The organism is Nitrospira lenta, from assembly GCF_900403705.1.
Lineage (GTDB): Bacteria > Nitrospirota > Nitrospiria > Nitrospirales > Nitrospiraceae > Nitrospira_D > Nitrospira_D lenta.
This window is the reverse complement of sequence record NZ_OUNR01000001.1, coordinates 355,347-377,460: the sequence shown is the minus strand read 5'-3', so window position 1 is coordinate 377,460 and position 22,114 is coordinate 355,347. Positions and strand designations below refer to the sequence as shown.

26 protein-coding genes are annotated in these 22,114 nt (G+C 58.0%); 7 read left to right on the top strand and 19 right to left on the bottom strand.

Going from position 1 to position 22,114, the window contains the following annotated elements; genetic code table 11:
* The first annotated feature begins 16 nt into the window (after positions 1-16).
* Both NITLEN_RS01810 and NITLEN_RS01805 read left to right on the top strand, forming a co-directional pair.
* Positions 17-757, top strand: a complete 741-nt coding sequence (locus NITLEN_RS01810; protein WP_121988534.1) for an ABC transporter ATP-binding protein — start codon at positions 17-19, stop codon at positions 755-757.
* A complete protein-coding gene (locus tag NITLEN_RS01805; RefSeq protein WP_121987869.1) occupies positions 757-1,992 on the top strand; it encodes an ABC transporter permease in 1,236 nt (411 codons plus the stop codon). The genes NITLEN_RS01810 and NITLEN_RS01805 overlap by 1 nt, the downstream gene beginning before the upstream one ends.
* 75 nt (positions 1,993-2,067) lie before the next feature.
* Here the strand turns inward: NITLEN_RS01805 and NITLEN_RS01800 are convergent, their stop codons facing one another.
* The 6 genes from NITLEN_RS01800 to NITLEN_RS01775 all read right to left on the bottom strand — a co-directional run bounded on the left by NITLEN_RS01800 (position 2,068) and on the right by NITLEN_RS01775 (position 5,913).
* Positions 2,068-3,315 carry a cyclic di-GMP phosphodiesterase gene (locus tag NITLEN_RS01800; RefSeq protein ID WP_121987868.1) on the bottom strand — a complete coding sequence of 416 codons (1,248 nt, stop codon included), beginning with the start codon at positions 3,313-3,315 and terminating at the stop codon, positions 2,068-2,070.
* Between the two features lie 90 nt (positions 3,316-3,405).
* Complete coding sequence (locus NITLEN_RS01795; protein WP_181416575.1) at positions 3,406-3,795, bottom strand: RusA family crossover junction endodeoxyribonuclease; 390 nt, start codon at positions 3,793-3,795, stop codon at positions 3,406-3,408.
* A 192-nt stretch (positions 3,796-3,987) separates the two neighbouring features.
* Complete coding sequence (locus NITLEN_RS01790; RefSeq protein WP_121987866.1) at positions 3,988-4,428, bottom strand: division/cell wall cluster transcriptional repressor MraZ; 441 nt, start codon at positions 4,426-4,428, stop codon at positions 3,988-3,990.
* A gap of 14 nt (positions 4,429-4,442) precedes the next feature.
* Positions 4,443-4,640 (bottom strand): helix-turn-helix domain-containing protein, encoded by a 198-nt coding sequence (locus NITLEN_RS01785; RefSeq protein WP_121987865.1) that lies wholly within the window; start codon positions 4,638-4,640, stop codon positions 4,443-4,445.
* A gap of 107 nt (positions 4,641-4,747) precedes the next feature.
* Positions 4,748-5,092, bottom strand: coding sequence for an FmdB family zinc ribbon protein (locus NITLEN_RS01780; RefSeq protein WP_121987864.1), 345 nt, complete (start codon positions 5,090-5,092; stop codon positions 4,748-4,750).
* A gap of 2 nt (positions 5,093-5,094) precedes the next feature.
* Positions 5,095-5,913: a ComF family protein gene (locus NITLEN_RS01775; RefSeq protein ID WP_121987863.1), complete on the bottom strand. Its 819-nt coding sequence runs from the start codon at positions 5,911-5,913 to the stop codon at positions 5,095-5,097.
* Between the two features lie 142 nt (positions 5,914-6,055).
* Between NITLEN_RS01775 and NITLEN_RS01770 the strand changes: the two genes are divergently transcribed.
* Positions 6,056-6,754 carry an ABC transporter ATP-binding protein gene (locus NITLEN_RS01770; RefSeq protein ID WP_219999366.1) on the top strand — a complete coding sequence of 233 codons (699 nt, stop codon included), beginning with the start codon at positions 6,056-6,058 and terminating at the stop codon, positions 6,752-6,754.
* Positions 6,751-7,680, top strand: a complete 930-nt coding sequence (locus tag NITLEN_RS01765) for a dihydroorotate oxidase (RefSeq protein WP_121987861.1) — start codon at positions 6,751-6,753, stop codon at positions 7,678-7,680. The genes NITLEN_RS01770 and NITLEN_RS01765 overlap by 4 nt, the downstream gene beginning before the upstream one ends.
* Before the next feature lie 2 nt (positions 7,681-7,682).
* Here the strand turns inward: NITLEN_RS01765 and NITLEN_RS01760 are convergent, their stop codons facing one another.
* A complete protein-coding gene (locus NITLEN_RS01760) occupies positions 7,683-7,952 on the bottom strand; it encodes a LuxR C-terminal-related transcriptional regulator (protein ID WP_121987860.1) in 270 nt (89 codons plus the stop codon).
* A 167-nt stretch (positions 7,953-8,119) separates the two neighbouring features.
* Between NITLEN_RS01760 and NITLEN_RS01755 the strand changes: the two genes are divergently transcribed.
* A complete protein-coding gene (locus NITLEN_RS01755) occupies positions 8,120-10,732 on the top strand; it encodes an FtsX-like permease family protein (protein WP_121987859.1) in 2,613 nt (870 codons plus the stop codon).
* Between the two features lie 7 nt (positions 10,733-10,739).
* Here the strand turns inward: NITLEN_RS01755 and NITLEN_RS01750 are convergent, their stop codons facing one another.
* The 9 genes from NITLEN_RS01750 to rplU all read right to left on the bottom strand — a co-directional run bounded on the left by NITLEN_RS01750 (position 10,740) and on the right by rplU (position 17,858).
* Entirely contained in the window at positions 10,740-11,249 is a 510-nt protein-coding gene (locus NITLEN_RS01750; protein ID WP_121987858.1) for a DUF6714 family protein, read from the bottom strand.
* A gap of 121 nt (positions 11,250-11,370) precedes the next feature.
* Positions 11,371-12,366, bottom strand: a complete 996-nt coding sequence (gene bioB, locus NITLEN_RS01745) for a biotin synthase BioB (protein WP_121987857.1) — start codon at positions 12,364-12,366, stop codon at positions 11,371-11,373.
* A gap of 78 nt (positions 12,367-12,444) precedes the next feature.
* Complete coding sequence (locus NITLEN_RS01740; protein ID WP_121987856.1) at positions 12,445-13,845, bottom strand: tetratricopeptide repeat protein; 1,401 nt, start codon at positions 13,843-13,845, stop codon at positions 12,445-12,447.
* Between the two features lie 3 nt (positions 13,846-13,848).
* Positions 13,849-14,238 (bottom strand): ribosome silencing factor, encoded by a 390-nt coding sequence (gene rsfS, locus NITLEN_RS01735; RefSeq protein ID WP_121987855.1) that lies wholly within the window; start codon positions 14,236-14,238, stop codon positions 13,849-13,851.
* Between the two features lie 28 nt (positions 14,239-14,266).
* Entirely contained in the window at positions 14,267-15,007 is a 741-nt protein-coding gene (nadD, locus tag NITLEN_RS01730) for a nicotinate-nucleotide adenylyltransferase (protein ID WP_121987854.1), read from the bottom strand.
* Positions 15,008-15,023: 16 nt separating this feature from the next.
* Positions 15,024-16,145, bottom strand: coding sequence for a glutamate 5-kinase (gene proB, locus NITLEN_RS01725; RefSeq protein WP_121987853.1), 1,122 nt, complete (start codon positions 16,143-16,145; stop codon positions 15,024-15,026).
* Positions 16,127-17,152, bottom strand: a complete 1,026-nt coding sequence (gene obgE, locus NITLEN_RS01720; RefSeq protein ID WP_121987852.1) for a GTPase ObgE — start codon at positions 17,150-17,152, stop codon at positions 16,127-16,129. The genes proB and obgE overlap by 19 nt, the downstream gene beginning before the upstream one ends.
* 103 nt (positions 17,153-17,255) lie before the next feature.
* On the bottom strand, positions 17,256-17,519 hold the full coding sequence (gene rpmA, locus NITLEN_RS01715; protein ID WP_121987851.1) for a 50S ribosomal protein L27: 264 nt from the start codon (positions 17,517-17,519) through the stop codon (positions 17,256-17,258).
* 24 nt (positions 17,520-17,543) lie between these two features.
* Entirely contained in the window at positions 17,544-17,858 is a 315-nt protein-coding gene (rplU, locus tag NITLEN_RS01710; protein WP_121987850.1) for a 50S ribosomal protein L21, read from the bottom strand.
* 235 nt (positions 17,859-18,093) lie between these two features.
* Between rplU and NITLEN_RS01705 the strand changes: the two genes are divergently transcribed.
* Together NITLEN_RS01705 and NITLEN_RS01700 are read left to right on the top strand one after the other, a co-directional pair.
* A complete protein-coding gene (locus NITLEN_RS01705; protein ID WP_181416574.1) occupies positions 18,094-18,438 on the top strand; it encodes a PilZ domain-containing protein in 345 nt (114 codons plus the stop codon).
* Positions 18,439-18,581: 143 nt separating this feature from the next.
* Positions 18,582-19,496, top strand: coding sequence for a branched-chain amino acid transaminase (locus NITLEN_RS01700; protein WP_121987848.1), 915 nt, complete (start codon positions 18,582-18,584; stop codon positions 19,494-19,496).
* A 180-nt stretch (positions 19,497-19,676) separates the two neighbouring features.
* Here NITLEN_RS01700 and secG read toward each other — a convergent pair whose 3' ends face one another.
* The 3 genes from secG to NITLEN_RS01685 are packed head-to-tail and all read right to left on the bottom strand — an operon-like array spanning position 19,677 to position 22,046.
* Positions 19,677-20,027, bottom strand: coding sequence for a preprotein translocase subunit SecG (gene secG, locus NITLEN_RS01695; protein WP_121987847.1), 351 nt, complete (start codon positions 20,025-20,027; stop codon positions 19,677-19,679).
* 2 nt (positions 20,028-20,029) lie between these two features.
* On the bottom strand, positions 20,030-20,803 hold the full coding sequence (tpiA, locus tag NITLEN_RS01690) for a triose-phosphate isomerase (protein WP_121987846.1): 774 nt from the start codon (positions 20,801-20,803) through the stop codon (positions 20,030-20,032).
* Between the two features lie 43 nt (positions 20,804-20,846).
* The gene (locus tag NITLEN_RS01685) at positions 20,847-22,046 is read right to left on the bottom strand and encodes a phosphoglycerate kinase (protein WP_121987845.1); all 1,200 of its coding nucleotides are present in this window, start codon (positions 22,044-22,046) and stop codon (positions 20,847-20,849) included.
* Between the last annotated feature and the right edge of the window lie 68 nt (positions 22,047-22,114).

Here is a 22,114-nt window from a genome sequence, read left to right as displayed (position 1 = left end):
AAGAGACTGAATGCCCATGACTAGCGGCAATGGTCGACAGGTCTCGTTGATTCAATGCCAAGATGTGTGGAAAGTGTATCGTCTGGGCGATGTGGAAGTGCAGGCCCTTCGCGGGTTGAATCTCACCATCGAACAAGGCGAGTTTGTCGCGATCATGGGTTCATCAGGATCGGGGAAGTCGACGCTGATGAACATGCTGGGCTGTTTGGATCAGCCCAGCAACGGCCATTATTGGTTGAACGGCGTCGATGTCGCGGCGCTTCACGCCGATGAGCTGGCGGAGATCCGGAACCGGCAGATCGGGTTTGTCTTTCAAAGCTTCAATCTGATCCCCCGCACCAGCGCGTTGGAGAATGCGCAGCTGCCGCTCTTTTATCGCGGCCTCCCGCTTCGCGAACAGCGGACGCTGGCGGCGGCGGCACTCGAGCGTGTGGGGTTGAAAGGACGGGAGCAGCATTATCCGACGCAATTGTCCGGCGGGCAGCAACAACGGGTGGCCATTGCCCGTGCGCTGGTCACGACGCCATCTCTGTTGCTGGCCGACGAACCGACTGGAAACCTGGATACGGAGTCGAGCCGTGAAATCATGACCATTCTTGATCGGCTGAATAAGGAAGCGGGGATCACGGTAATTCTGGTGACGCATGAACCCGACATTGCGACCTATGCCGCCCGTGAAATTGTGATCAAAGACGGCCAGGTCCTTACCGATCGACGCACCAAGCCCGCGCCTTCGACGTCGCTGGCGAGGCAGTGATGCCGGCCTTTCTCCTTCTCACGCTGATGACTGCGATCCGTGTTCTCAGTCGCAATCGGCTGCGAGCCGGACTGACGATGCTGGGGATCGTCATCGGGGTCGGTGCGGTGATTGCGATGGTCAGTATCGGGGAAGGGGCCAAGGCCGCCGTGCAGGCGCAAGTCGCCAGCATGGGCACCAATGTCATCATCGTGCTGCCTGGGTCGACGACCGTCGGCGGCGTTCGAGGCGGGCAGGGGGGCGCGGTTACGCTGACGGTGTCCGATGCGCTGGAGATGAAGAAGCGGATTCCGCTGCTGCAGGATACCGGCTGGGCGAAACGCGATGTCATGCAGAGTGTGAACGGGAACAAGAACTGGAACGGGCCCGTGAATGGAGTGTCCCCCAGCTATCTGACGATCCGGGACTGGTCCTTTACCAGCGGGGGCCCGTTTACTCAGGCGGATTTGGATGCCGCAGTGCGTGTGGCGCTGGTCGGGCAAACAGTGGTGGAGAATCTGTTTGAGGCGGGCGAGGAGCCGGTCGGTTCGGTCATTCGCATCAAGAATGTGCCGTTTCGCGTGATCGGGGTGCTGGCTCCGAAGGGGCAATCGGCTCAAGGGTCGGATCAGGACGATATCGTGTTCATCCCGTTCAGTACCGCGGAGCGGAAGGTGTTCGGGACGCAATTTATCGGATCGGTCGGCGCGTTGTTTGCCGCCACAGAGAGGCAGGAAGATTTATTTGCCGCCGTCGACCAGATTCGTGAGTTCTTGCGGGCCCGGCACCGGCTCCAGGTTGAACAAGGCGATGATTTTACGATCCGCACGCAGGTCGATATTGGGAAAGTTCAAGAAGGCACGAGCCAGACGTTGACGGTCATGTTGCTCTCCATTGCGGCGGTTTCGCTGCTGGTCGGCGGCATTGGTATTATGAATATCTTGCTGGTGTCGGTGACCGAGCGGACGCGGGAAATCGGTATTCGGATGGCGGTCGGCGCCAAGCGGCGGCATATTCTCATGCAGTTTTTAATCGAGGCGATGACGTTGAGTGTGGTCGGCGGGACGCTCGGCATTCTGTTCGGTATTGCGGGAGCCCGGTTAACCACGGTCATTGCCGGATGGCCGACGATCATCTCCGGGAATACAGTGCTGGCCGCGTTTCTCTTCTCGCTTGCAGTGGGTCTTTTCTTCGGTCTCTATCCAGCCCATAAAGCGGCGCGCCTCAATCCCATTGACGCGTTACGCTACGAGTAGCAATCCTTTCAGCGGGTCTATCGTCTGCATGCGCAGGTGATATAGGCGACGTGCCGATGCGCGCTCTGCTGCGGGCTAGGCTGCTCGTGAAGAAGGGGCGGGATGGAGGTGTTCCGGGGAATCCAGTACCGTATCAATAACACGCTCCGGGGCGGCATTCGCTGGGTCTGACAGGTCGACGACGAGGGGAGTGGGCGGTTCACTTCCGCTGGGAGTGTGCGTGATCGTGACAACGGGCTGGTGCAGCGTCGATGGATTCAGCTCCGTCACAACCGCTCGCTCATTGGTGTTCAATCGCACGCGGCTGTGGACGGGGTAGATGCCGATCAACTTGATGAACCGCGAAAGAATTACCTGATCGAAGGCGCCTTCCTGAGATTCTCGAAAAATCCGTTGGAGCGCTTGATGGGGCGCGAGTGGCGAGGCTCCGCCGAATCCGGTAAGCAGCTCGTCGTAGTAATCGGCAATCATCAGGATGCGCGATCGCTCTGACGTAAACTCGCCTTTGGTGCCTGGGGGATAGCCGGAATCATCGAGACGGATATGGTGTTCCCCGATCATCTGTAAGACTCTGGTTCCAAACCCTCCCTGGCGTTCGAGCGCGAGGATGCCCAAGCGCGGATGTGACTGAAGAATGCGTCGGTCGTGTGCGGGCAGTGGATTGGAGGTGTTGGCGCTTCGCTGAATGATCGCGTCTGGAATCTGGACTAAGCCGATATCGTGAAGCAGTGCCGCTGTGGCCAGCTCCTGGAGTTCGAGCGGGTTGTAGCCGAACGATTGTCCCACCACAAGGGCTAAGGTGCAGGTGGACAGGGCATGTTGGCTGAGCGACGAGTCACCTGCCCGCTGCTGGCTGAGCGCCATGAAGATGGCTGAGTTGGGGAGGGTCCTGGTGACGATCGCAACTTCCTGAACCGCTTCCGCCGCTACCTGAGGATCGACAGATCCCCGTTTCGATATTGCTGAGAAGACCGTATGAACGGTTTGTTCCAGTTGTTTTCTGGCAACCAGCGCCTGGGCGTATTCTTCGTTCAGCTGGCTGAGCGGCTTGGGAGCCGATTTCAAGGGAGGGGTTTGCGGTGCCAGGGTGATCGTTTGCGAGGAGACCGGCGGATCAAGATCAATTGGCGCTGCGACATCATCTCCGCGGAGTAGATCGATGACGATCTGTTTGGCTCCGGCGCGGCGTAGTTTTTCAATTTGAGGGGTCTGTTTGATGAGCAAGGAGCGCCGGAGGAATGGTGATCGAAACCAGGAGAGGTCGATTTTGGCGACGTACATTCCAATGCGCAGTTGATCGATCGAAATAGTCTTCGTGGCCATGGCTAGGAGTAAGATCAATAGATGAAAGAGTTCACACCCGTATCGGTCGGATTTGCTGGAATCTAAAGCTGCAGGGATGAATTGGGGCGACTATCGAGCGGCCAGGGAGAGGGCAATTCGGATGCGGGGATTGGCTCGATCGACATCTTTGTAGAGATGGGTTTCCACAATACGATTGTCATTGAGGCCGATGCCTTCACAGAGGGCGTCCTGGGCGATTTTGAGCCCGCCATCGACATCGCGGCGGAGCGGCGAGGTGAAATAAAAGCGGATAGAGAGGGCCAAGGATTCCGATTGAAGCCGATGCAGCAACGCTCGCTTATGGGGCGATCGAGACAGAGCCAGCCAGATCTGTTGCCCGACATGCTCCTTGTACGTTCGACCCGCTGAAGAGAGAACCCGACGGCCTTGGACCGTGGCGTATTGGTGATTGATGCTGGGGGGAACCGGCAGCGTGATGTCGAGGGATTCGCCTGTCACGACGGCGGATGACTCAGGGATGTGAAGGGGCACTCGTGGATGGGTTTGTCGAACCGTTGGGCGTAGATCGGAGGCGGACGGTTGCTTCGACACGGGCTCAGATTTGGCTGCCGGTCGATAGGAGACGACGCGAACGGAGACTTGTGAGCGGTGGGAGCCTGTGCGACGTCGTCCGGCAGGCATGGAGTGAACTTACAGGAGGTTCTGGATCTTCGACATGTTCTGTTCGTAGCGATCTTCGGTGCGGGCAATGTAGCGGCGCCACTCACTGGGGTTCCAGACTTCCATCCGATGATACATCCCGACCAGAATGATTTCGAGATCTTCATCCAGGGGGATCTGTTTGCGTAAACGGCCTGGAATGAGGATGCGTCCGGTCTTGTCGATTTCCGACGTGCCTGCCTCGGACACGACAAAGTGCATAAAGAGACGGCTCTGGTCTTCGTCGAGCGTCGTCTTGGTTCGGTCTAACACCTTTTCCCATTCCTTCAAGGAATAGATGAGGAGGGATTGTTCCGGGCCCTTGAGGAACGTGACGGCCTGGCCGTCGGCTTCAATCTGCTCGCGGATCGGGGAGGGGACGATAAAACGTCCCTTCTCATCCACTTTGCACAGATATTCGCCAGCGAACATAGGTCGATCCTAGTTTATGACGGGAGGGCGGTTCTGGTCCGGTCGCGGATCCACTGTTCCAGATCCGAACGTACGAATCGCCATTCTTTCCCAAGCTTGAAGGCTGGAATCTGTCTGTTCTGTATATAGCGATAGAGGGTGCGGGTCGTAATCTTCAGGTACAGACACGTCTCCGACACCGTCATCAATTCGCTCTTCGGGGCTGTCCCCATCGTCCCACCTGTTCTGAGAGGGTCTGTTTCTCATAAAACTCCAGAAGGTAAGGGCCATTTTAGAGAGTGAGGGAGGATTGTCAAGTAAAAATACATGACAATGCCTGTCATAGACTGTCAGTGCTCCCGTCATGGGAGGCCCCATTGTCGGCTGAATCCATCATAGCTTCGACATCTTGTTCGACGTCCTCACCCATCTCGTCCCCCATGTGCTTCATAAAGCGAGACATGGACTCCGGATCGTTTTCATCCAGCCCGTCGAGGTTGTCGGAGTCTGAAAGGGATGCAAGCCGAGCCTCTTCGGACTTTGGAGAGGAGAATCCTGACAGGAGGCGGTCGACGGCCAGGCTCCCGCAGTGTTTGCATGCAGGTGGAGTCGGACTGGATAGGCTGAGTATGAGCAAGGTGCTTCGCTTGCGGCAATCGCGGCAGAAGTATTCATAGATCGGCATGGCTAGCCCTTCAAGACTTCGAGTAGACCGTTGGCGCGTTGGGCCAGGATTCGATCCGGCACGACGTTCGACTCGATCGTTCGCGCCAGTGTCAGGACGAAGATGGCATCCGCTCCGGCCTTCCGGAGCACCTTGGCACATTCATTCACGGTTGTGCCAGTCGTAAAGACGTCATCGATAAGAAGGATGCGTTTCTGAGCAACCAATTCAGGGCGACGAATGATAAACGCCCGGCGAAGGTTCTTCATCCGCTCTTTTCGTGACAACGTGCTTTGGGGTTCTGACGGGACGCTCCGAACGAGATTCGTAAACGAAAGAGGGAGATGGAGGTGTGTGGCCACTTGATCGGCAAGTAGCAGCGATTGATTGAACTCACGCTCTCTCAAACGGGTTGGATGCAACGGCACGGGAATGACGAGGTCTGCATCCAGCGCAGCCGGGAGGGCGTTGATCAGCAATTGTCCAAGCGGCTTGGCCAGCGAGACTTTCCCACGGTACTTGAACAGACAGATCGCGTCTTGTAGGGGAGGCAGATAGGGATACAGGGTCCAGGCCTTTGCATAGGCGGGCGGGCGAACCACGCAGTGGTGGCAGCGATGGGTGGGACTGTAGGTGAGTGCGATGGGCGAGGGCAACGGACGATCGCATTGCGAGCAGCGGGCCAGCCTGAGCGGAGCGATGGTCTCCCAGCAGGTCGTGCAAAACAGCGGGACGGGATCGGTCGTAAGCGGTACTCCGCAGGTGGCACAGTCAGCCGGCAGAAAAAATCGGACGGCGTGCCGTATCAAGCCTGGCAATTTCCGCGGCCACGATTCCATCATGCGTCACCCTCAGACAGGGAGTGATGCGGCTGGTTGTAGGGCGAGGAGCCCTCGACTGTCAAGGTTGTGAGGCTCTAAATGGTTGTGTTATACGAGGATGATCATTCTACAGACATGGCAGAATCTAAGGTGTGCCGCAGGCATGGTGAAGCTGGCCCAGTTGTCCAAAACGTATGCGCGTGGCGAGGCCACGGTCGCGGCGTTGCATGGTGTCAGTCTTGATGTCGCACGCGGCGAATTCTGCGCGTTCGTCGGACCCAGCGGATGCGGGAAGAGTACATTGCTGAATCTGGTGGGCGGTCTTGATCGGCCTTCATCCGGAGAACTCTATCTCGACGGGCGCGCGACCACCACATTTACCAGTCACGAGTGGACCTTGGCGCGGAGGGAATTGATCGGTATTGTGTTTCAAGCCTTTCACTTAGTCCCAGGGCTGACGGCCCTGGAGAATGTGGCGCTGCCATTGATGTTGCGCGGAGACGGCGGTCGGTCGGTTGCACAGCGGGCGGAGAGCGTATTGGAGTTGGTCCATATGGGGCATCGGAAGCATCACCGCCCCGGAGAGTTGTCGGGTGGTGAGCAACAGCGGGTGGCGATTGCCCGTGCGCTTGCGCACCGGCCGAAATTGCTGCTGGCCGATGAACCGACAGGAAATCTCGATTCGCATCAGGGGGCGGAAATCATGACGTTGATTCGATCTCTGGCGAAAGCAGACAGCGTCACCGTCTTACTGGTGACGCATAGCCAGACTGCCGCGGAATGTGCCGACTATATCTGGACGATGCAGGACGGGCGGCTGGTTGCGCGCACGCCATCGCCGGCTTTAACGGGGGTAGCATGACCGATCTTTCCACGACGATTGCAGGGGTGAAGTTTCCCAGCTGCGTGATGAACGCAGCCGGCGCGCTCTGTGTCACGCGTGACGAACTGGTGGCGCTGGGCAAGTCGCGCGCGGGAGCCATAGTCACCAAGTCGATGACCGTCGAGGCGCGCCAGGGGAATCCGGAGCCCCGCTACTATGGATTCCCCGGCGGCTCGATCAATTCGATGGGATTGCCCAACCTCGGCTATCGCGCCTATGCCGAACTCATTCCCGAATTGAAACAGTTCGGTAAGCCGGTGATCGCGAGCGTGGCGGGACTGTGTGAAGACGATTTTCCGACGATCGCGGCCGTGATCAACGCGGCGAAGCCCGACTTGATCGAAGTGAATCTCTCCTGCCCGAATATTCCCGGCAAGCCGCAGATCGGGTACGACCCGGAAGCGTCCGAGCGGTTGCTCAAGCGCGTGCGCAAAGTCATCACCGTTCCGATGGGCGTGAAGTTGCCGCCGTATTTCGATCCGGCGCATCACGAGGTCATGGGAAAAGTCATTGGCCGTTGCGAAGTCGATTTCCTCAATATGATTAATTCGGTCGGCAACGGGTTGGTGGTGGATCCGGACCGTGAAGAAGTTGTGATCAAGCCGAAGGGTGGATTCGGCGGGTTGGGCGGCACGATCATCAAGGCCGTGGCGCTGGCGAATGTCCGCGCCTTCTACAAAATCTTTCAGGGAAAGATTCCCATCATCGGCACCGGCGGCGTCATGAACGGTGTCGATGCCTTCGAGCATTTCCTCTGTGGAGCCTCGGCTGTGCAGGTCGGCACTGTTTTGGTTGAAGAGGGGCTGGGAGCCTTCGGACGGCTGGAGGCCGAACTCGCGGCACAGCTCAAGAAGAAGGGCTACGGATCGGTGACAGAATGTCGGGGGAAGGTCAAAGAGCTCTGACGCTACTTGAGGCCGAAGTTGCGAGGCAGTAATCCCTGCTGAAGGCCTTGGCGAAGTAACTGCGCCACGTTTCGGACGTTCAGCCGCCGCATCAGATTGAAGCGATGCACCTCGACGGTGCGGATGCTGATGGCCAGTGTTTCCGCAATCTCACGATTCGTATGGCCGAGGGCGACCATCTTGAGAATTTCCCGTTGCCGGGGGGTAATGGAGAACTCGGCCTTCGGGCCTCGGTCCAGCTGAAGTGCGTTGTTCCCTCGACTACGTGCCATGTGTAACTCCCGATCAAATGTTCCTCGTCAATCTAGCAAAGGGTCGGCGGCCTGTAAACGAAACGGCCATTCTGTGCAGCCCGTAAATCCCTCGTGTCTGTAGGTGTTTCCCTTCGCCGTGGTTCTACGTAAGTGCAGATAAAAGCCGTATCTCTAGGAGCCGCACAATGGCCTGGTTGAAAGTTGTCGCGCTCCTTCTTCTCTCTCATATGACTCAGCGGCCGTTTCGGACCGGCCTCACGATTGTGGGGGTGGCGCTGGGTGTGGCGGCGTCCGTGGCGGTGCGAACAGCCAATGTGGAAGTGCTGCATTCATTTGAGCAGGCGGTGCTGACCGTTGCCGGTCCGACCACCTTGGAGATCTCCGGAGGAGATTTCGGACTGGATGAGCAGCTGATTGCGAAGGTGCGGGAAGTGCCGGGCTTGGCTTCTGCGACACCGGTCATCGTGCAGACGGCGGTGCGGCTCGATGCCGGGCAACCGAGTGGGGCGCTGCAAGTGATTGGCCTGGATCTGCTGGCGGAGTTTGACTCGCGCGGGTTTCGAGTCATGCAGGGACAGGATGACAATCCGCTCGCTGGCTTACTGAAAGCCGACAGCCTGTATCTTGGAAGAAAGCTGGCGGCTGAGTGGCATCTTGTGAAGGGAAGTACCGTTCAGCTCCAAGTCGGGGCTCGGCAGGTGCAAGCGCGGATTGCCGGTGTGATTCAGGACCAATCCGATCGGGTCTCATCCTGGGATCATGTGGCGATCATGGACATTGCCGCCGCCCAAGTTCTGTTTGGCATGATCGGGAAGTTGGACCGAATCGATTTGGTCACAAGCCCGGAGGTCGAGATTGATGTAGCGGCGCAGGCCGTGCGCGCCGTTGTGCCGCCGCATGTCACGGTCGAGCGGCCGGCGAGCCGGACGCGCCAGGTTGAGCAGATGGTGCGGGCGTTCCGATTGAATCTCACCGTATTGAGTTGGGTCGGACTGCTCGTCGGTATGTTTCTCATCTACAACACGATGGCCTTCGCCGTGGCGCAGCGCCGACGTGAGATCGGCATCTACCGCGCGATCGGCATGACCCAGTCCCGTGTGGCATGGCTCTTCCTGACCGAGGCCGCTTTGTTCGGGCTGTTGGGTGGGATTGTCGGGAGCGTGGGCGGTATTCTGCTGGCGCAAAAACTCGTCATACTGGTCAGCCAGACGATTTCTGATCTCTACACCCCGGTGGCTCAGGGATCCGCATCCTGGTTCGACTCAGCTGAACTCTGGCAGGCATCGGGTGAAGGGATTCTGATCGGCTGTCTCGTCTCCATGATCGGGGCGATCGGACCGAGCCTCGATGCCAGCCGAACCGCCACCGTGCGGGCGTTAGCTCCCGGTGATTACGAGAGCAGCCGACAGGTGCGTGTGGGGGGATTGGCGGCTGGCGGACTCGGATTGCTCTTGATCGCCGGACTGCTTGCTCTAGCCGGACCGTTGGGCGGCGTGCCGATTTGGGGCTATCTCGCCACGTTCTGTTTATTGGCCGGACTGTCGTGCCTCGCGCCGTTCTGTATTACTGGGTGGAGAAAGCGGACGCTACAGGGCGAACGACTCGCCGGCGTGCAAGGTGCGATGCGAGAGATCGCCGTGGAGCATGCGGCGAGAAATCCAGGCCGGAACGGCGTGACGGTTTCGGCGCTGATGGTAGGGCTGGCGATCATGATCGGTGTGCTCATCATGGTGCGCAGTTTCCGGCACACCGTCGAAGTCTGGATCAACGAGACTGTGATCGCCGACATCGTCGTCGCGCCCTCAACCTGGCTGCGGGAGGCGAATAGCGGGAATGGTACGAAGAGTCTGCCCCCAGGCTGGCAAGCAGTGCTGGCCGCCATCCCCGGTGTGGCGGAGGTGGATACCTATCGGGATGTGCGGGTTGAGGTGAAGGGGCAACGTGTGGCGATTGTCTCGCGTGATTTGCGACTCCATGCCAGGCGCAGCCAGTATCTCGTCCGCCAGGGGGATTCCACCGACCTATTGAACCAGGCCGTCGATAGCGGCGGGGTTATCGTATCTGAAGTGCTGGCCAACCGGCTCGGCATTCGTGAAGGGCAGTCGCTGGAGATCATGACGCCGCAAGGAGCGCGCTCATTTCCGGTCGTGGCCGTGTTTTACGACTATGCCACCGACGGTGGAAAGCTGGTCATGGACCGCGGGCTCTATCAATCGCTTTGGCAGGATGCACTCGTGACGGTCTTCCCGATCTATCTGAACGACGGGGCGGATAGGGAGCGGGTCCGGCAGGCGATTGCCGCCGTCTTGCAGCAAGCACAGGACCGGACATTGCCACCGCTGATCATCAGCAACGGCGAGTTGCGGAAGGAGATTCTCGACATCTTTGACCGGACCTTTCTGCTGACCTATGTGCTCGAAGCGATCGCTGTGATCATCGCCATGCTTGGTATCGTGAATACATTGGTGACGTCGGTGCTCGAAAGGCGCAGGGAGTTCGCCACGCTACGTGCCATCGGCGGCAGCGAGGGGCAAATAAGACAGTTGGTCTTGTGGGAAGCGGCTTATCTAGGATTGGTGGGCATCGCACTGGGACTTGTTGGCGGCGGACTGCTGTCCTTGCTGCTGATTAAAGTGATCAACAAACAATCATTTGGTTGGACGATTCAGATGATCCTTCCCTTCGGCGCCCTCGCCCAAGCCGTCGGCTTAGCGGCAGCCGCAACGCTAGTCGCCGGTTACTTCCCCGCCCGCTGGGCAGCACAACAGCCGGTGGTGGAGGGGTTAAGGGAGGAGTAGGAGGAAATTAGTACTTAGATACTAATAATTCGATGTGGTGCTTCCCTCTTTGAACTTCGTCTTGAAAGTAGTTCCTGTCATCACTATCTTTCACGAGGTCTAAGAAATTGATGAGAACAAGAAGCTGATCTTTTTCAAAAAGACTGAATCGAGAATCCCACCACTCTATTTGCCGATCTGTCTCTTCTTTGGTTTTCCTGGTGTAGTTGAATGCCAACGCGTAGACGGTAAATTCGCATGTCGGGGAGTCTAAGTGGTCCAATGAGAAGCACATGAATGCGGGCAGAAAGAATTGAAACGCCTCAGGTGAGAGCAAGGATAACTGGTCAAAGTGGCCTTCCATGACGTCGCTACTCAGCATCCTCCAGTCTTTTTGGATGAAAGTCTCTCTTGCTTCAGCACATTCCTCGCACTGATGAGGGGCAATATTGTTTGGGGCGGGATGACTAATCTTGGCAAAGCTCAAGGCGATTGCTTCCTTAAGTTTAGCAATGCGCTGAGTCGGGATGGGGTTCAATTGGCTTTCCTCTTTGCCGATGGAACGAAGCCAAGACCTATGTGGTCGTGGGAGAGCACCCAATCGGCAATAGGTCCAATAAGGAGCAAGCGCTTGGAAAAGACGGCGGTCTAGGCTGTGCCTACCCTGCCACTGGCTGCTGGTAATCCACTTCGATTTTGAAACCCAGGTCTTCGATCATGCCCCAGACTTCGGGGGCTGGGGATCCTGGTGTCGTCAGATAGTTATTCACGAAGACTGAGTCAGCGGGGTAGAGGGAGAGGGGTTGGAGGCTGCGCAGATTGTGTTCGCGGCCGCCGGCGATGCGGATTTCCGTGCGCGGGTGCAGGAAACGGAAGAGGCAGAGGACTTTGAGGCAACGCTGCGGTGTGAGGGCGTCGATGTTCTCCAACGGCGTGCCTTCTACCGGATTGAGCATGTTCAAGGGAATCGAGTCCGGTTTCACGTCACGCAGGGCAGTAGCCAGGTCGATGAGGTCGTCGTTGCTTTCCCCCATGCCAACGATCCCGCCCGAGCAGATTTCCAATCCGGCCGCGCGCGCATTCTTGATGGTCGAGAGGCGGTCCTGGAACGTATGGGTCGTACAAATTGACTCGTGGAAGGCTTCGCTGGTGTTCAGATTATGGTTCACGCGATCCACGCCGGCGGCTTTCAACCGCTTGGCCTGTTCATCGCTCATCAAGCCGAGCGAGCAGCAGATCTGAATCGGGATTTCCTGCTTGATGGACCGGACAGCTCCGGCGATTTCATCGATTTCCCGATCCAACGGGCTGCGACCGCTGATGACGATGCAGTAGCGCTGGGCCTTCGAGGCGGCGGCTTCGCGCGCACCCTGGATCATCTGTTTCTGCGGGAGCAGATTGTAGCGTTCGATCGGCGCGTTCGAGACGGCCGATTGCGAACAATAGTGGCAGTCTTCCAGGCAGGCGCCGCTCTTGGCGTTCTGCAGCATCTGCAGGCGGACGGTACGGCCGAAGTATTTCGAGCGGACTTGAAAGGCGGCATGCAACAGCGCGAGGAGGTCGTCGTCCGGGCTGTTCAAGACGGACAGCGATTCCGCTCTCGTGAGGGGCTCGTCGTTGAGCGCTTTGTTCGCCAGTTGCATGTAATCGGTCATGACAGACACCTTTCAGTCGTGCGCGCGGGAAACGGCTATGATCAATATGAGTCGTACAGTATCGAGACGGGAGAAAACCTACACGGTTTCAAATGGAGAAGCAATGCCCTGATAGGGAACGACGCGGCCGGAGGAGGGGTCGCTCTCTGCGCCTGCGGCCGGTTGGCCGGCTTCGAGCCAGGGGAGTGCGGTGAGGGTGTTCCATCGGGCGCAACGGCGGCAGCGGCCCGACCATTCCAATGATTCCTGCTGACACTGGGTACAGATGTAGGGCACGACCACGCGCTTCTTGAAGCTGAGCGCTTTCTTGAGTTCGACGATAGTCTGCTCGAAGTGTTGTTTGCGCAGGTATAGATTGGCCATGATCTTGTGATAGTCCAAGAGATGGTCCTGCGGTCCCTCGATGGTTGAGAGCACATCGAACGCTTCGTCGACCATTTCAAGCCGATAGTAGAGCTTGCCCAGATAGAACTGGAGCACAGGATTCTGCGGGTCTTGCTGCAAGGCTTCCTGGTACACGCGGATAATCTCGCTGGGCTCGCCTTGCTCCAGGAACAGTTCCTCCAAGCGATGGAGGATGATGACGCTTCTGGTCCGGTTGTAGACCTTCTTCAGAATTTCAACAGCGTCCTTTGTCTTGCCTTCATGGATCAGGATCTCGCCGATGCCGATGTAGGCCGGCAGGAAGCTGCGATCTTTCTTGATGGCGCCGCGGAAGTACCGGCGAGCCTTGTCGGGGTGACCACGCTCCAAGAGCTGGCGACCGACTTCGTACATGCAGCCGACGAGGAGATCCGCTTCGGCCTGCTTTTCTGACTCAGGCAGATTTGCCTTTAAGAGGCGGTGTTGAATTTCGAGGGCATCGCTCCACTTTTCCAAACGGATCAGCAGGTCGCGCTTGCGAATAAGTGCCGTCAGGTTGTCCGGTTCGATCTTGAGGATCTTCTGCAAGGCCTGCAGCGCATCTTCATAGCGCTTGGCGCCTTCCAGATCTTTGCCTAGTTCCAGCAGGACTTCGATGTTCCGATCGTCGACGCGATGGGCATGCTGGTGCAGCCGGATGGCTTCGGCATAGTTGAGTTCGGAGCGGTAGATATTGCCGAGCCACAGCAGGGAGTCCACGCGATTGGGGTCCATCGCCAGTGCTTTCTCAAAGAGGCTCATGGCCTCGACCGTGCGCTTGGACATGAAGGCGTGGGTGCCTTCGCGGTGCAGGGCGTCCACTTTTTCTTTCCGCCGTGCCAGGCGGCTGCTTTGCCAGGTGGTGATGGCGTGCGCGGTTTGTTGCAAGCCCACCACGAAGGTCACGACCACGGCGCCGAGCGCCATGGAAATAAGCACCAGCGTCACCGGGCTGAGTTCAAATTCTACGGCAGAGCTGGTGCGGACCATCACCATGCCGGGATTCAGCTCACGGAAATAGCTATAAATGAAGATGCCTGCGCTGATGAGGAAAATGGTGAGCAGCAGTCTGAACATGGTCTAGACCGATTTTCGTGCTTTGGGGGTCCTGACGATAATGCGGCGTTTGGGTGCTGCAGGCTTTTCGGGTTTCTCTTCCGGCTTCTCTTCGGGAATGCTCAGTGGTTTCGCATCGCTCCAGAGACGTTCCAGCGCGTAGTGTTCGCGGGCATCCTGTCTGAAAATATGTACGACGACATCGCCGAAATCCATCAGGACCCATTGGCCTGACGTGGTGCCTTCGATACTGATCGGCCGGTCGCCCTTGTCGGTCAGGACGTCGCTGACATGGTCTGCAATGGCGCGTGTTTGCCGGTCAGATTCTGCCGATCCAATAACGAGGTAGTCTGCTACCGAAGTTAACGGACCGACGTGGAGGATCTGGACATCCAGGGCCTTCTTGTCGAGCATCGCTCGACCGATATCAATAGCTGTGACCTTAGATGTGCGTGCGATACGAATCCCCCCGATATAACTGCTGTCGAAGTATATAAGATTCCACAGGGGGCGGCAACAAATTTGCCAGCATCGTCCTGTGCTGGATGCGGTGTCTGATGTCGGAGGCAGAAATGGGCGAGGGGGGAAGTGGTAGGCAGATGATCGATTGCCCGGACGCAAGTGGCAGGTCAAGCCGATCGAGTGTCCCGGTATCCAGCGGTGCCAGCTGGTTGGGGCTGATGTGTCGAAGAAAGGGCAGTGTAGCCAACGCCTGAAAGGACTGCCCTGGCCTGGAGATGACCACGAACGAGCAGGCGGCGAGCAGCGCATCGGGCTCTCGCCAACTGGGTAGATCGAGGAAGGCGTCCAGGCCGATCAGGGAATACAGCAGGGTTTCAGATCCGTACCGGCGCTGAAGTTCCCGAACGGTATCGATCGAGTAGGATTTTCCCTGGCGCAAAATTTCAATGTCGGAGAGCTCGAATCCCGGGATGTCCGCGATGGCGAGACGCGCCATTTCATATCGATGGTGGGTCGGAGCGAGGGCTCTATCTTGCTTGTGCGGAGGGTCTCCCGTCGGAATGAACAGCGTCCGGTCGAGGGCTAGAATCGCATGCGCCTCACGGGCGATGGCCAGATGGCCGTTGTGGATGGGGTTGAAGCTGCCGCCGAAGAGACCAAGGCGGTGTGGATGTGAGTCCTGAGTATCGGGTACTGAGGAGGCGGAATCGGGGGGAATCATCGCTCAGTATCCGTGCTTATAAAATGACGAGATTGTCGCGATGAATCACTTCATCATATTCCTGAGGCCCAATCTGTTGCTGGATGTCCTGAGTCTTCAGTCCTTTCATGCGGCCCAACAGTTCTGAGGAGAAATTCACGAGACCCCTGGCAAATTCTTTTCCGTCCTGATTGATACAGCTGATCGGATCGCCCGAGTCGAATTGCCCGGTGACCTCAGTAATTCCTGACGCGAGCAGGCTCTTTCCTCGCAGGGTCAGAGCTTCGACGGCACCCTGATCGACCCGGATGTGCCCGCGTGGGCGAAGGGTAAAGGCGATCCAATGTTTGCGGCTATTCAGGCGGCGCTCTTTCGCGAGGAAGAGGCTCCCGCCGGGCTCTCCTTTCAAGACTCTCGGAAGCAAGCCGGGCTGTTGGCCGTTCACGATCAACGTGGCAACGCCGTATTCACCGACCTTCTTGGCTGCGCGTACTTTCGTAGCCATACCTCCGGTCCCCTCGAAGGTGCTGGAGGCGCCGGCTTTGCGTTCGACTTCTTCGGTGATATCCGGGATGAGCGGGATCAGTGTCGCGTCGGGATTCTTGCGCGGATCATCGGTGAACATACCGTCGACATCCGACAAGATGACAAGTAAATCGGCATCGACCAGCTGCGCGACTTGTGCGGCCAGCGTATCGTTGTCACCGACGCGGATTTCTTCGACAGCGACGGTATCGTTTTCGTTGATGATCGGCAACACGCCGAAGCCGATGAGGGCCGTGAGGGTGTAGCGGGCGTTGAGAAAGCGGCGGCGGTCGGCGAGGTCCTCGTGAGTCAGTAGAATCTGGGCGACTTGAATGCCGAGCGGCTCAAACGCTTTCTCATAGGCCCACATCAGCCGGCTCTGTCCGACGGCGGCGGCGGCCTGCTTGATGGGGAGGCTTTTCGGATATTCTTTGAGCTGTAGCTTTTTGATGCCGGAGATGATGGCGCCGGACGAGACGACGAGGACCTCTCGTCCGTCTGCGCGTAACGCGGCGATTTCGCCGGCCAATCGTTCGATCTGTTCGGGACGCAATCCGGTCGAGCGGGACGCGATCAGGCTGCTTCCCACTTTCACGACGATGCGTGTGGCTTGCTTTAGGAGTTCGTCTCGCACGGCGTCGTCCTCAGGGACTCGACTTGTTTTCCGACATACGCGATGAGTTCGGTGAGTCCTTCCCGAGTGGCCGCTGATACGGGAAAGCACTTGTACTTGCGTTTTTTGCAGTAGGCTTGGAGCTGGCTCAGGCGGTCGGATGTTCCGCTGATATCAATTTTGGTGGCTACGATCGCACAGGGGCGGTGGTTCAGTGATTCGTCGTAGGCATCCAATTCCTGACGCATGACCTCCAGGCTCTGGACTGGTTCGTCCGGCGCCCATTCAGACACATCCACGAGGTGGAGAATCATTGCGGTGCGTTCGATGTGCCGGAGAAACTGAAAGCCGAGGCCCTTCCCTTCGGAGGCGCCTTCAATCAACCCGGGAATATCGGCGACGACAAAACTGCGGTCTGTTCCCCAGCGGACAACGCCGAGGTTGGGAATCAGCGTCGTGAAGGGATAGTCCGCGATCTTTGGGCGCGCCGATGAAATGGCGGCGATGAGGGTTGATTTACCGGCGTTTGGAAAACCGACGAGCCCGACGTCAGCCAGAAGCTTGAGCTCAAGGCGGAGGTGCTTGGCTTCGCCCTCGGTACCATGTTCGAAGTGGGTCGGCACGCGGTTTGTGGGGGTGGCAAAGTGGCTATTGCCGCGTCCGCCGCGTCCGCCCTGGGCAATGACGACGCTTTCTCCGTTGGTAACCAGATCGGCCAGGACTTCGCCGGTCTCCTGATCGTAAATCACGGTGCCGACGGGGAGCGCGACGGTGACGGGCTTGCCGCGGCGTCCGCTGCAGTGGGACGCGCCGCCGTGCCGTCCGTCTTCGGCTTCATAATGTCTCTGATAGCGGAGGTCGAGCAGGGTCGTGAGTCGATGCGAGGCGGTGAAGATGACATCGCCGCCGTTTCCGCCGTCGCCGCCGTCCGGCCCGCCGCGTGGGACAAACATTTCGCGACGGAAACTACCCGATCCGTCTCCGCCTCGCCCGGCTTTTACCAAAACCTGTACTTCGTCGACAAACATGACATGTCCTCGTCCAGGGTCGAGAGTATACCTGACCCTGCCCCCGATAGGGGAGGGTCAGGGTGGTTTTGAGCCGAGTAGTGAGCGCGAAAGAGAAAGGGAATTAGGCTTTGACAGGGGTGGGGTAGACACTGACTTTTCGTCGGTCTTCTCCACCTTCGAACTTCACAACGCCGGTCACTCGCGCGAACAATGTATGATCCCGTCCGAGATCAACATTGAATCCCGGAAAGAACTTCGTCCCGCGTTGACGCACGATGATGCTGCCCGCCTTGACGGTTTCCCCGCCATAGGCTTTCACGCCCAAATACTGTGGGTTACTGTCCCGTCCGTTCCGTGATGATCCGCCGCCTTTGTTTGTTGCCATGGCAGGTCCTTCTCAATAAAGTGCTTATGCCGTTGCAATGCCGGTGATGCGCAGGCTCGTAAAGCCCTGACGATGCCCGCGTGTGCGCCGGTAGTTTTTGCGTCGCTTCTTCTTGAATACGGTGATCGAGCGGGTGCGTCCGTGCCGGACGATTTCCGCTGTGACTTTCGCGCCCTTCACCAGAGGTTGTCCGATGACCACCCCGCCGTCTCCGTGCACGAGACGGACTTGGTCGAGCTCAATCGTTGATCCCACATCGCCTTCAAGTGTGGCCACCTGCAACAGTGACCCAGACTCGACTCGATACTGTTTCCCGCCTGTTTCGATAATCGCGTACATGTCCTATGTCTCCTCCAAAGCAGAACGGCTCATATAACAGAGGGGTGATCCGAGTGTCAAGCGAATGACCGGGACTTCCCTCAAACCCTGGTCATTGTTGTGACAGGTGCAGGCTCCATCCTTCCCCCTTTTGGGGGCTAGGAGGGCGTCAGTCATTGGCTGTACCCTGAGGCTCTCTCAACCAGCCGCATGACCGGCTATGTATACCAGACTTTTACCTGGCGAGGTGAGCGACATGCCCCAAGCGACGCGATTTGTGATTCGAACCTATCATCGTATTCCGGTCCGGTGTCTCCTCTATTACATGGGGGGAGAGTTTCTCGGTAAGGGGACGGTGGTGAATATGTCGCGGAACGGGATGCGCGTCCTGGGTGATCATCAGGTGGTGCCCGGTATGGAATTGGTCCTGCGTCTCTCGCTGCCTGATAAAGACGAACCCGTGGAGATTCAGCGCGTGGTGGTTCGATGGGTTCGCGGTCTGCTGTTCGGTGCCAAGATTGTGACGCTGGCTCCGGATGGCGAGGAGCGGGTCGGGAGCTTCCTGAGCGCCAGACTGCGCTCGTATTGCGCCTCATCCTAATATCCCTTCTCACGGAGCGGGTATTCCCGCGAACACAGTACCCGAGGAGGCTAGGGCTTGCTTGACCCCTCTCAAGGCCCAGGCTATAGTTTGCGCACGTTCTCGCCGCCAGTGGTGATTCGTTTACAGAGGAGTATTTGTCGATGTTAGAGCCGGTTGACAAGATTTGGATGGACGGCAAGTTGGTTCCGTGGGCTGAAGCCAACGTCCATATTCTGACGCATTCTCTGCACTATGGATTGGCCGCATTCGAGGGAATCCGTTGCTACAAAGGCAAGTCGGGGTCCGCGATCTTTCGGCTTCAGGAGCATGTCGACCGTCTGTTTGATTCGGCTCATATCGGGATGATGGAGATGCCGTACGATCGCAAACAGATCTCGGAAGCGATTGTAGAGACGGTACGGGCGAACCGTTTGGATGCCTGCTACATTCGGCCTCTGGTGTATATCGGTTATGGGGCGATGGGCGTGCATCCCGGCGACAATCCGATCAGAGTGGCGGTGGCCGCCTGGCGATGGGGGGCCTACCTCGGTGACGAGGCGTTGGCTAATGGAATGCGCGCGCGGGTGTCGTCATTCACGCGGCATCATGTCAATGTGTCTATGACGCGAGGGAAAATCTCCGGATATTACGTCAACTCGATTCTTGCCAAGCGCGAGGCCAAAGCGGATGGGTACGATGAAGCCATCATGCTCGATCCTGAGGGCTATGTGGCCGAGGGCACGGGGGAGAATATTTTCATCGTGCGGCGCGGGAAAATCAAAACCACGCCTTTGACGTCCATTCTAGAAGGCATTACGCGAAACTCAATTATCGACATGGCGCGGGAACGTAATATTTCTGTGACGGAAGAGCGGTTTACCCGTGACGAAATGTATTTGGCCGACGAAGTGTTCGTGACTGGCACGGCAGCCGAGCTAACGCCGGTGCGGGAAATCGATAATCGACGAATCGGAACGGGCAAGCCCGGTCCAATCACTCTTGCGTTGCAGAAAGCTTTCTTTGCCATCGTACGCGGGGAAGATCCTGCGCACGAGTCCTGGATTACCCGCATCTGATAACTGTGTCGAGCTCTGCAATGGTACAGTCGATAGCCTGACTTGGTGGGCTTATCCGAGAGGTGGTTTGCCGCAGAGCTTCCGAGGAGCACAATGTAATGTAGTGAGGCCCGCCTGCGAGTCTTCGCAGGCGGGCCTCATGCTATCGACGGAACGTAATAATTATCTAAAGACGGTGGATTAGTGCGCAGCTGCCGGAGCATCTCCCGCCGGGTGCGACTCGGCGGCAGGCGTCGGAGGAGCGGCAGGAGCGGACGACGTTTCTTTGGGCTTGAGATCGATGACGGTTGACGCGAAGTTCCGTTGCTTGGCGAGAATGGCCAGGCTGAAGGATGTCAGCATAAACACGGCCGCTACGCCGACGGTCAATTTGCTCAAGAAGTTTGCAGGGCCACGGCTTCCGAAGACGGTCTGACTCGATCCGCCGAAGGACGCACCGATTTCCGCTCCCTTTCCTGATTGCAGCAAAATTGCGCCGATCATCAGGAAGCAAACAAACACATGAAGAATCACCACCAGCGTATACAACATGCTTAATGCCCCGTTCGTTTTTGTGCGAGAGCGATGATACTAGCAAAGGACTCCACCTGGAGGCAAGCCCCACCGACTAATGCTCCGTCGATTTCATCCGATGCGAGAAAACTGGCCACGTTTTGCGGGGTGACGCTTCCGCCATAAAGAATTCTGGTCCCCTGTGCAATGGTAGAAGACCATTCCTGCTGCAACAACTGTCTGATCGTTTGATGCACAGGAACCGCCTGTTCAGGCGATGCGGCTTTGCCCGTTCCGATTGCCCAGACCGGTTCGTAGGCGACTGTCAGCGTCGCCAGGTGCGTTGCCGTAAATCCTGCCAGACTTCCCTTGAGTTGTCCGGTGATGATCTCGGCCGTGCGTCCCGCTTCACGTTCACCCAATGATTCACCTACGCAGAGGATCGGCTTGAGCCCATGCCGGAAGGCGGCAGCCAGTTTCTTTTGAATCACGGCATCCCGTTCACCGAAGATGGCGCGACGCTCGGAGTGCCCGAGAATGACATACTGACAGCCAAGATCTTTCAGCATCGGTGCCGAGATTTCACCGGTATAGGCGCCGTGATCCTCCCAATGCAGATTCTGGCCGGCCAGGCCAATGGAGGAGCCTAGACCAAGCGTGCGGTGAACGGAGTCCAATGCGGTAAAGGGCGGGGCGATGACGGTTTCGACGGCCGGTGAGGGAATCGCTTTTTGAGCTAACTCACGAACGAAGGTTGCCGCTTCTGAGGCGGTCTTGTTCATTTTCCAATTGCCGGCGATCAGGGGTATACGCACGGTGTCCTTTAGTCTGGCGTACTCTGGGAGCGGATCCAGCGGTCTAGACTGCTCGATCCGGCAGCGCAACCAGGCCGGGGAGTTGTTTGCCTTCCAGGAGTTCGAGGGCCGCGCCACCGCCGGTTGAAATGAAGGAGATGCTGTCCGATTCTCCTGCACGGTGAACGGCCATGGCGGTTTCACCGCCACCGACGATGGTCAGCGCATAGGCGTTGCCGACGGCATGGGCTACCGACAGCGTTCCGCGCGCAAAGGCGTCGATTTCAAACATTCCCATGGGACCATTCCAGAGAATCGTTTTGGCATCCTGCAGGGCTTCGCTGAATAACTTGACGGACGCCGGTCCGATATCCAGGCCATACCAGCCTTTGGGGATTTCCTGCACGGGAACAATCTTCGTTTCTGCGCCGGGCTCACGGCTGGCAGCGACGACGCAATCAACGGGAAGATAGAACTTCACTCCGCGGGAGAGGGCGTGCTCTTCAATGCCGCGCGCAAAATCGAGCATGTCTTTTTCAACGAGGGAGTTGCCGATTTCCAGGCCCTTGGCTTTCAAGAAGGTAAAGGCCATGCCGCCGCCGATGATGACCTTGTCGACGCGCTTTCCCAGGTTTTCGATGACGCCGATTTTCCCGGACACCTTGGCGCCACCCAGGATGGCAACGAACGGGCGTACGGGGTTTGCCACGGCGCCTTCCAGATACTCGATTTCTTTCTTCAGGAGCGCACCGGCCGCCGAAGCTTTGATGAACTTGGTAATGCCGACGGTCGAGGCATGGGCCCGGTGGGCAGCACCGAAGGCGTCGTTCACGAAGACATCGCCCAGTGCCGCCAACGCTTTTGCGAAGGCGTCATCGTTTTGTTCTTCACCGGGGTGGAAACGAAGGTTTTCCAGCAGCATCACGTCGCCGGGATTCATTTTGGCGACCAGCTTTTCGACGGCGGGACCGATACAGTCCGGTGCAAAAATCACGTCTTTGCCGAGCAACCGGCTCAGCCGTTTCGCGACAGGAGCCAAGCTGTACTTAGGGTCAAAGGCTCCCTTGGGGCGACCCAGATGAGAGCAGAGAATAACTTTGGCGCCTTCATCGACGACGCGGTTGATCGTCGGCAGCGTGGAGCGGATGCGGGTGTCATCGGTGATTTGGAGCGACTCGTCGAGGGGGACGTTAAAGTCCGCGCGAATGATGACGCGCTTCCCGCGAAGCTTTACGTCGTCGATGGTTTGCTTTCGCAAATTCATGAGAGCTCCTTTACAGGCCTCCGCGGCAGGTCGCGCTCAGGCGGACATCCTGCGCGACCGCCGAATCG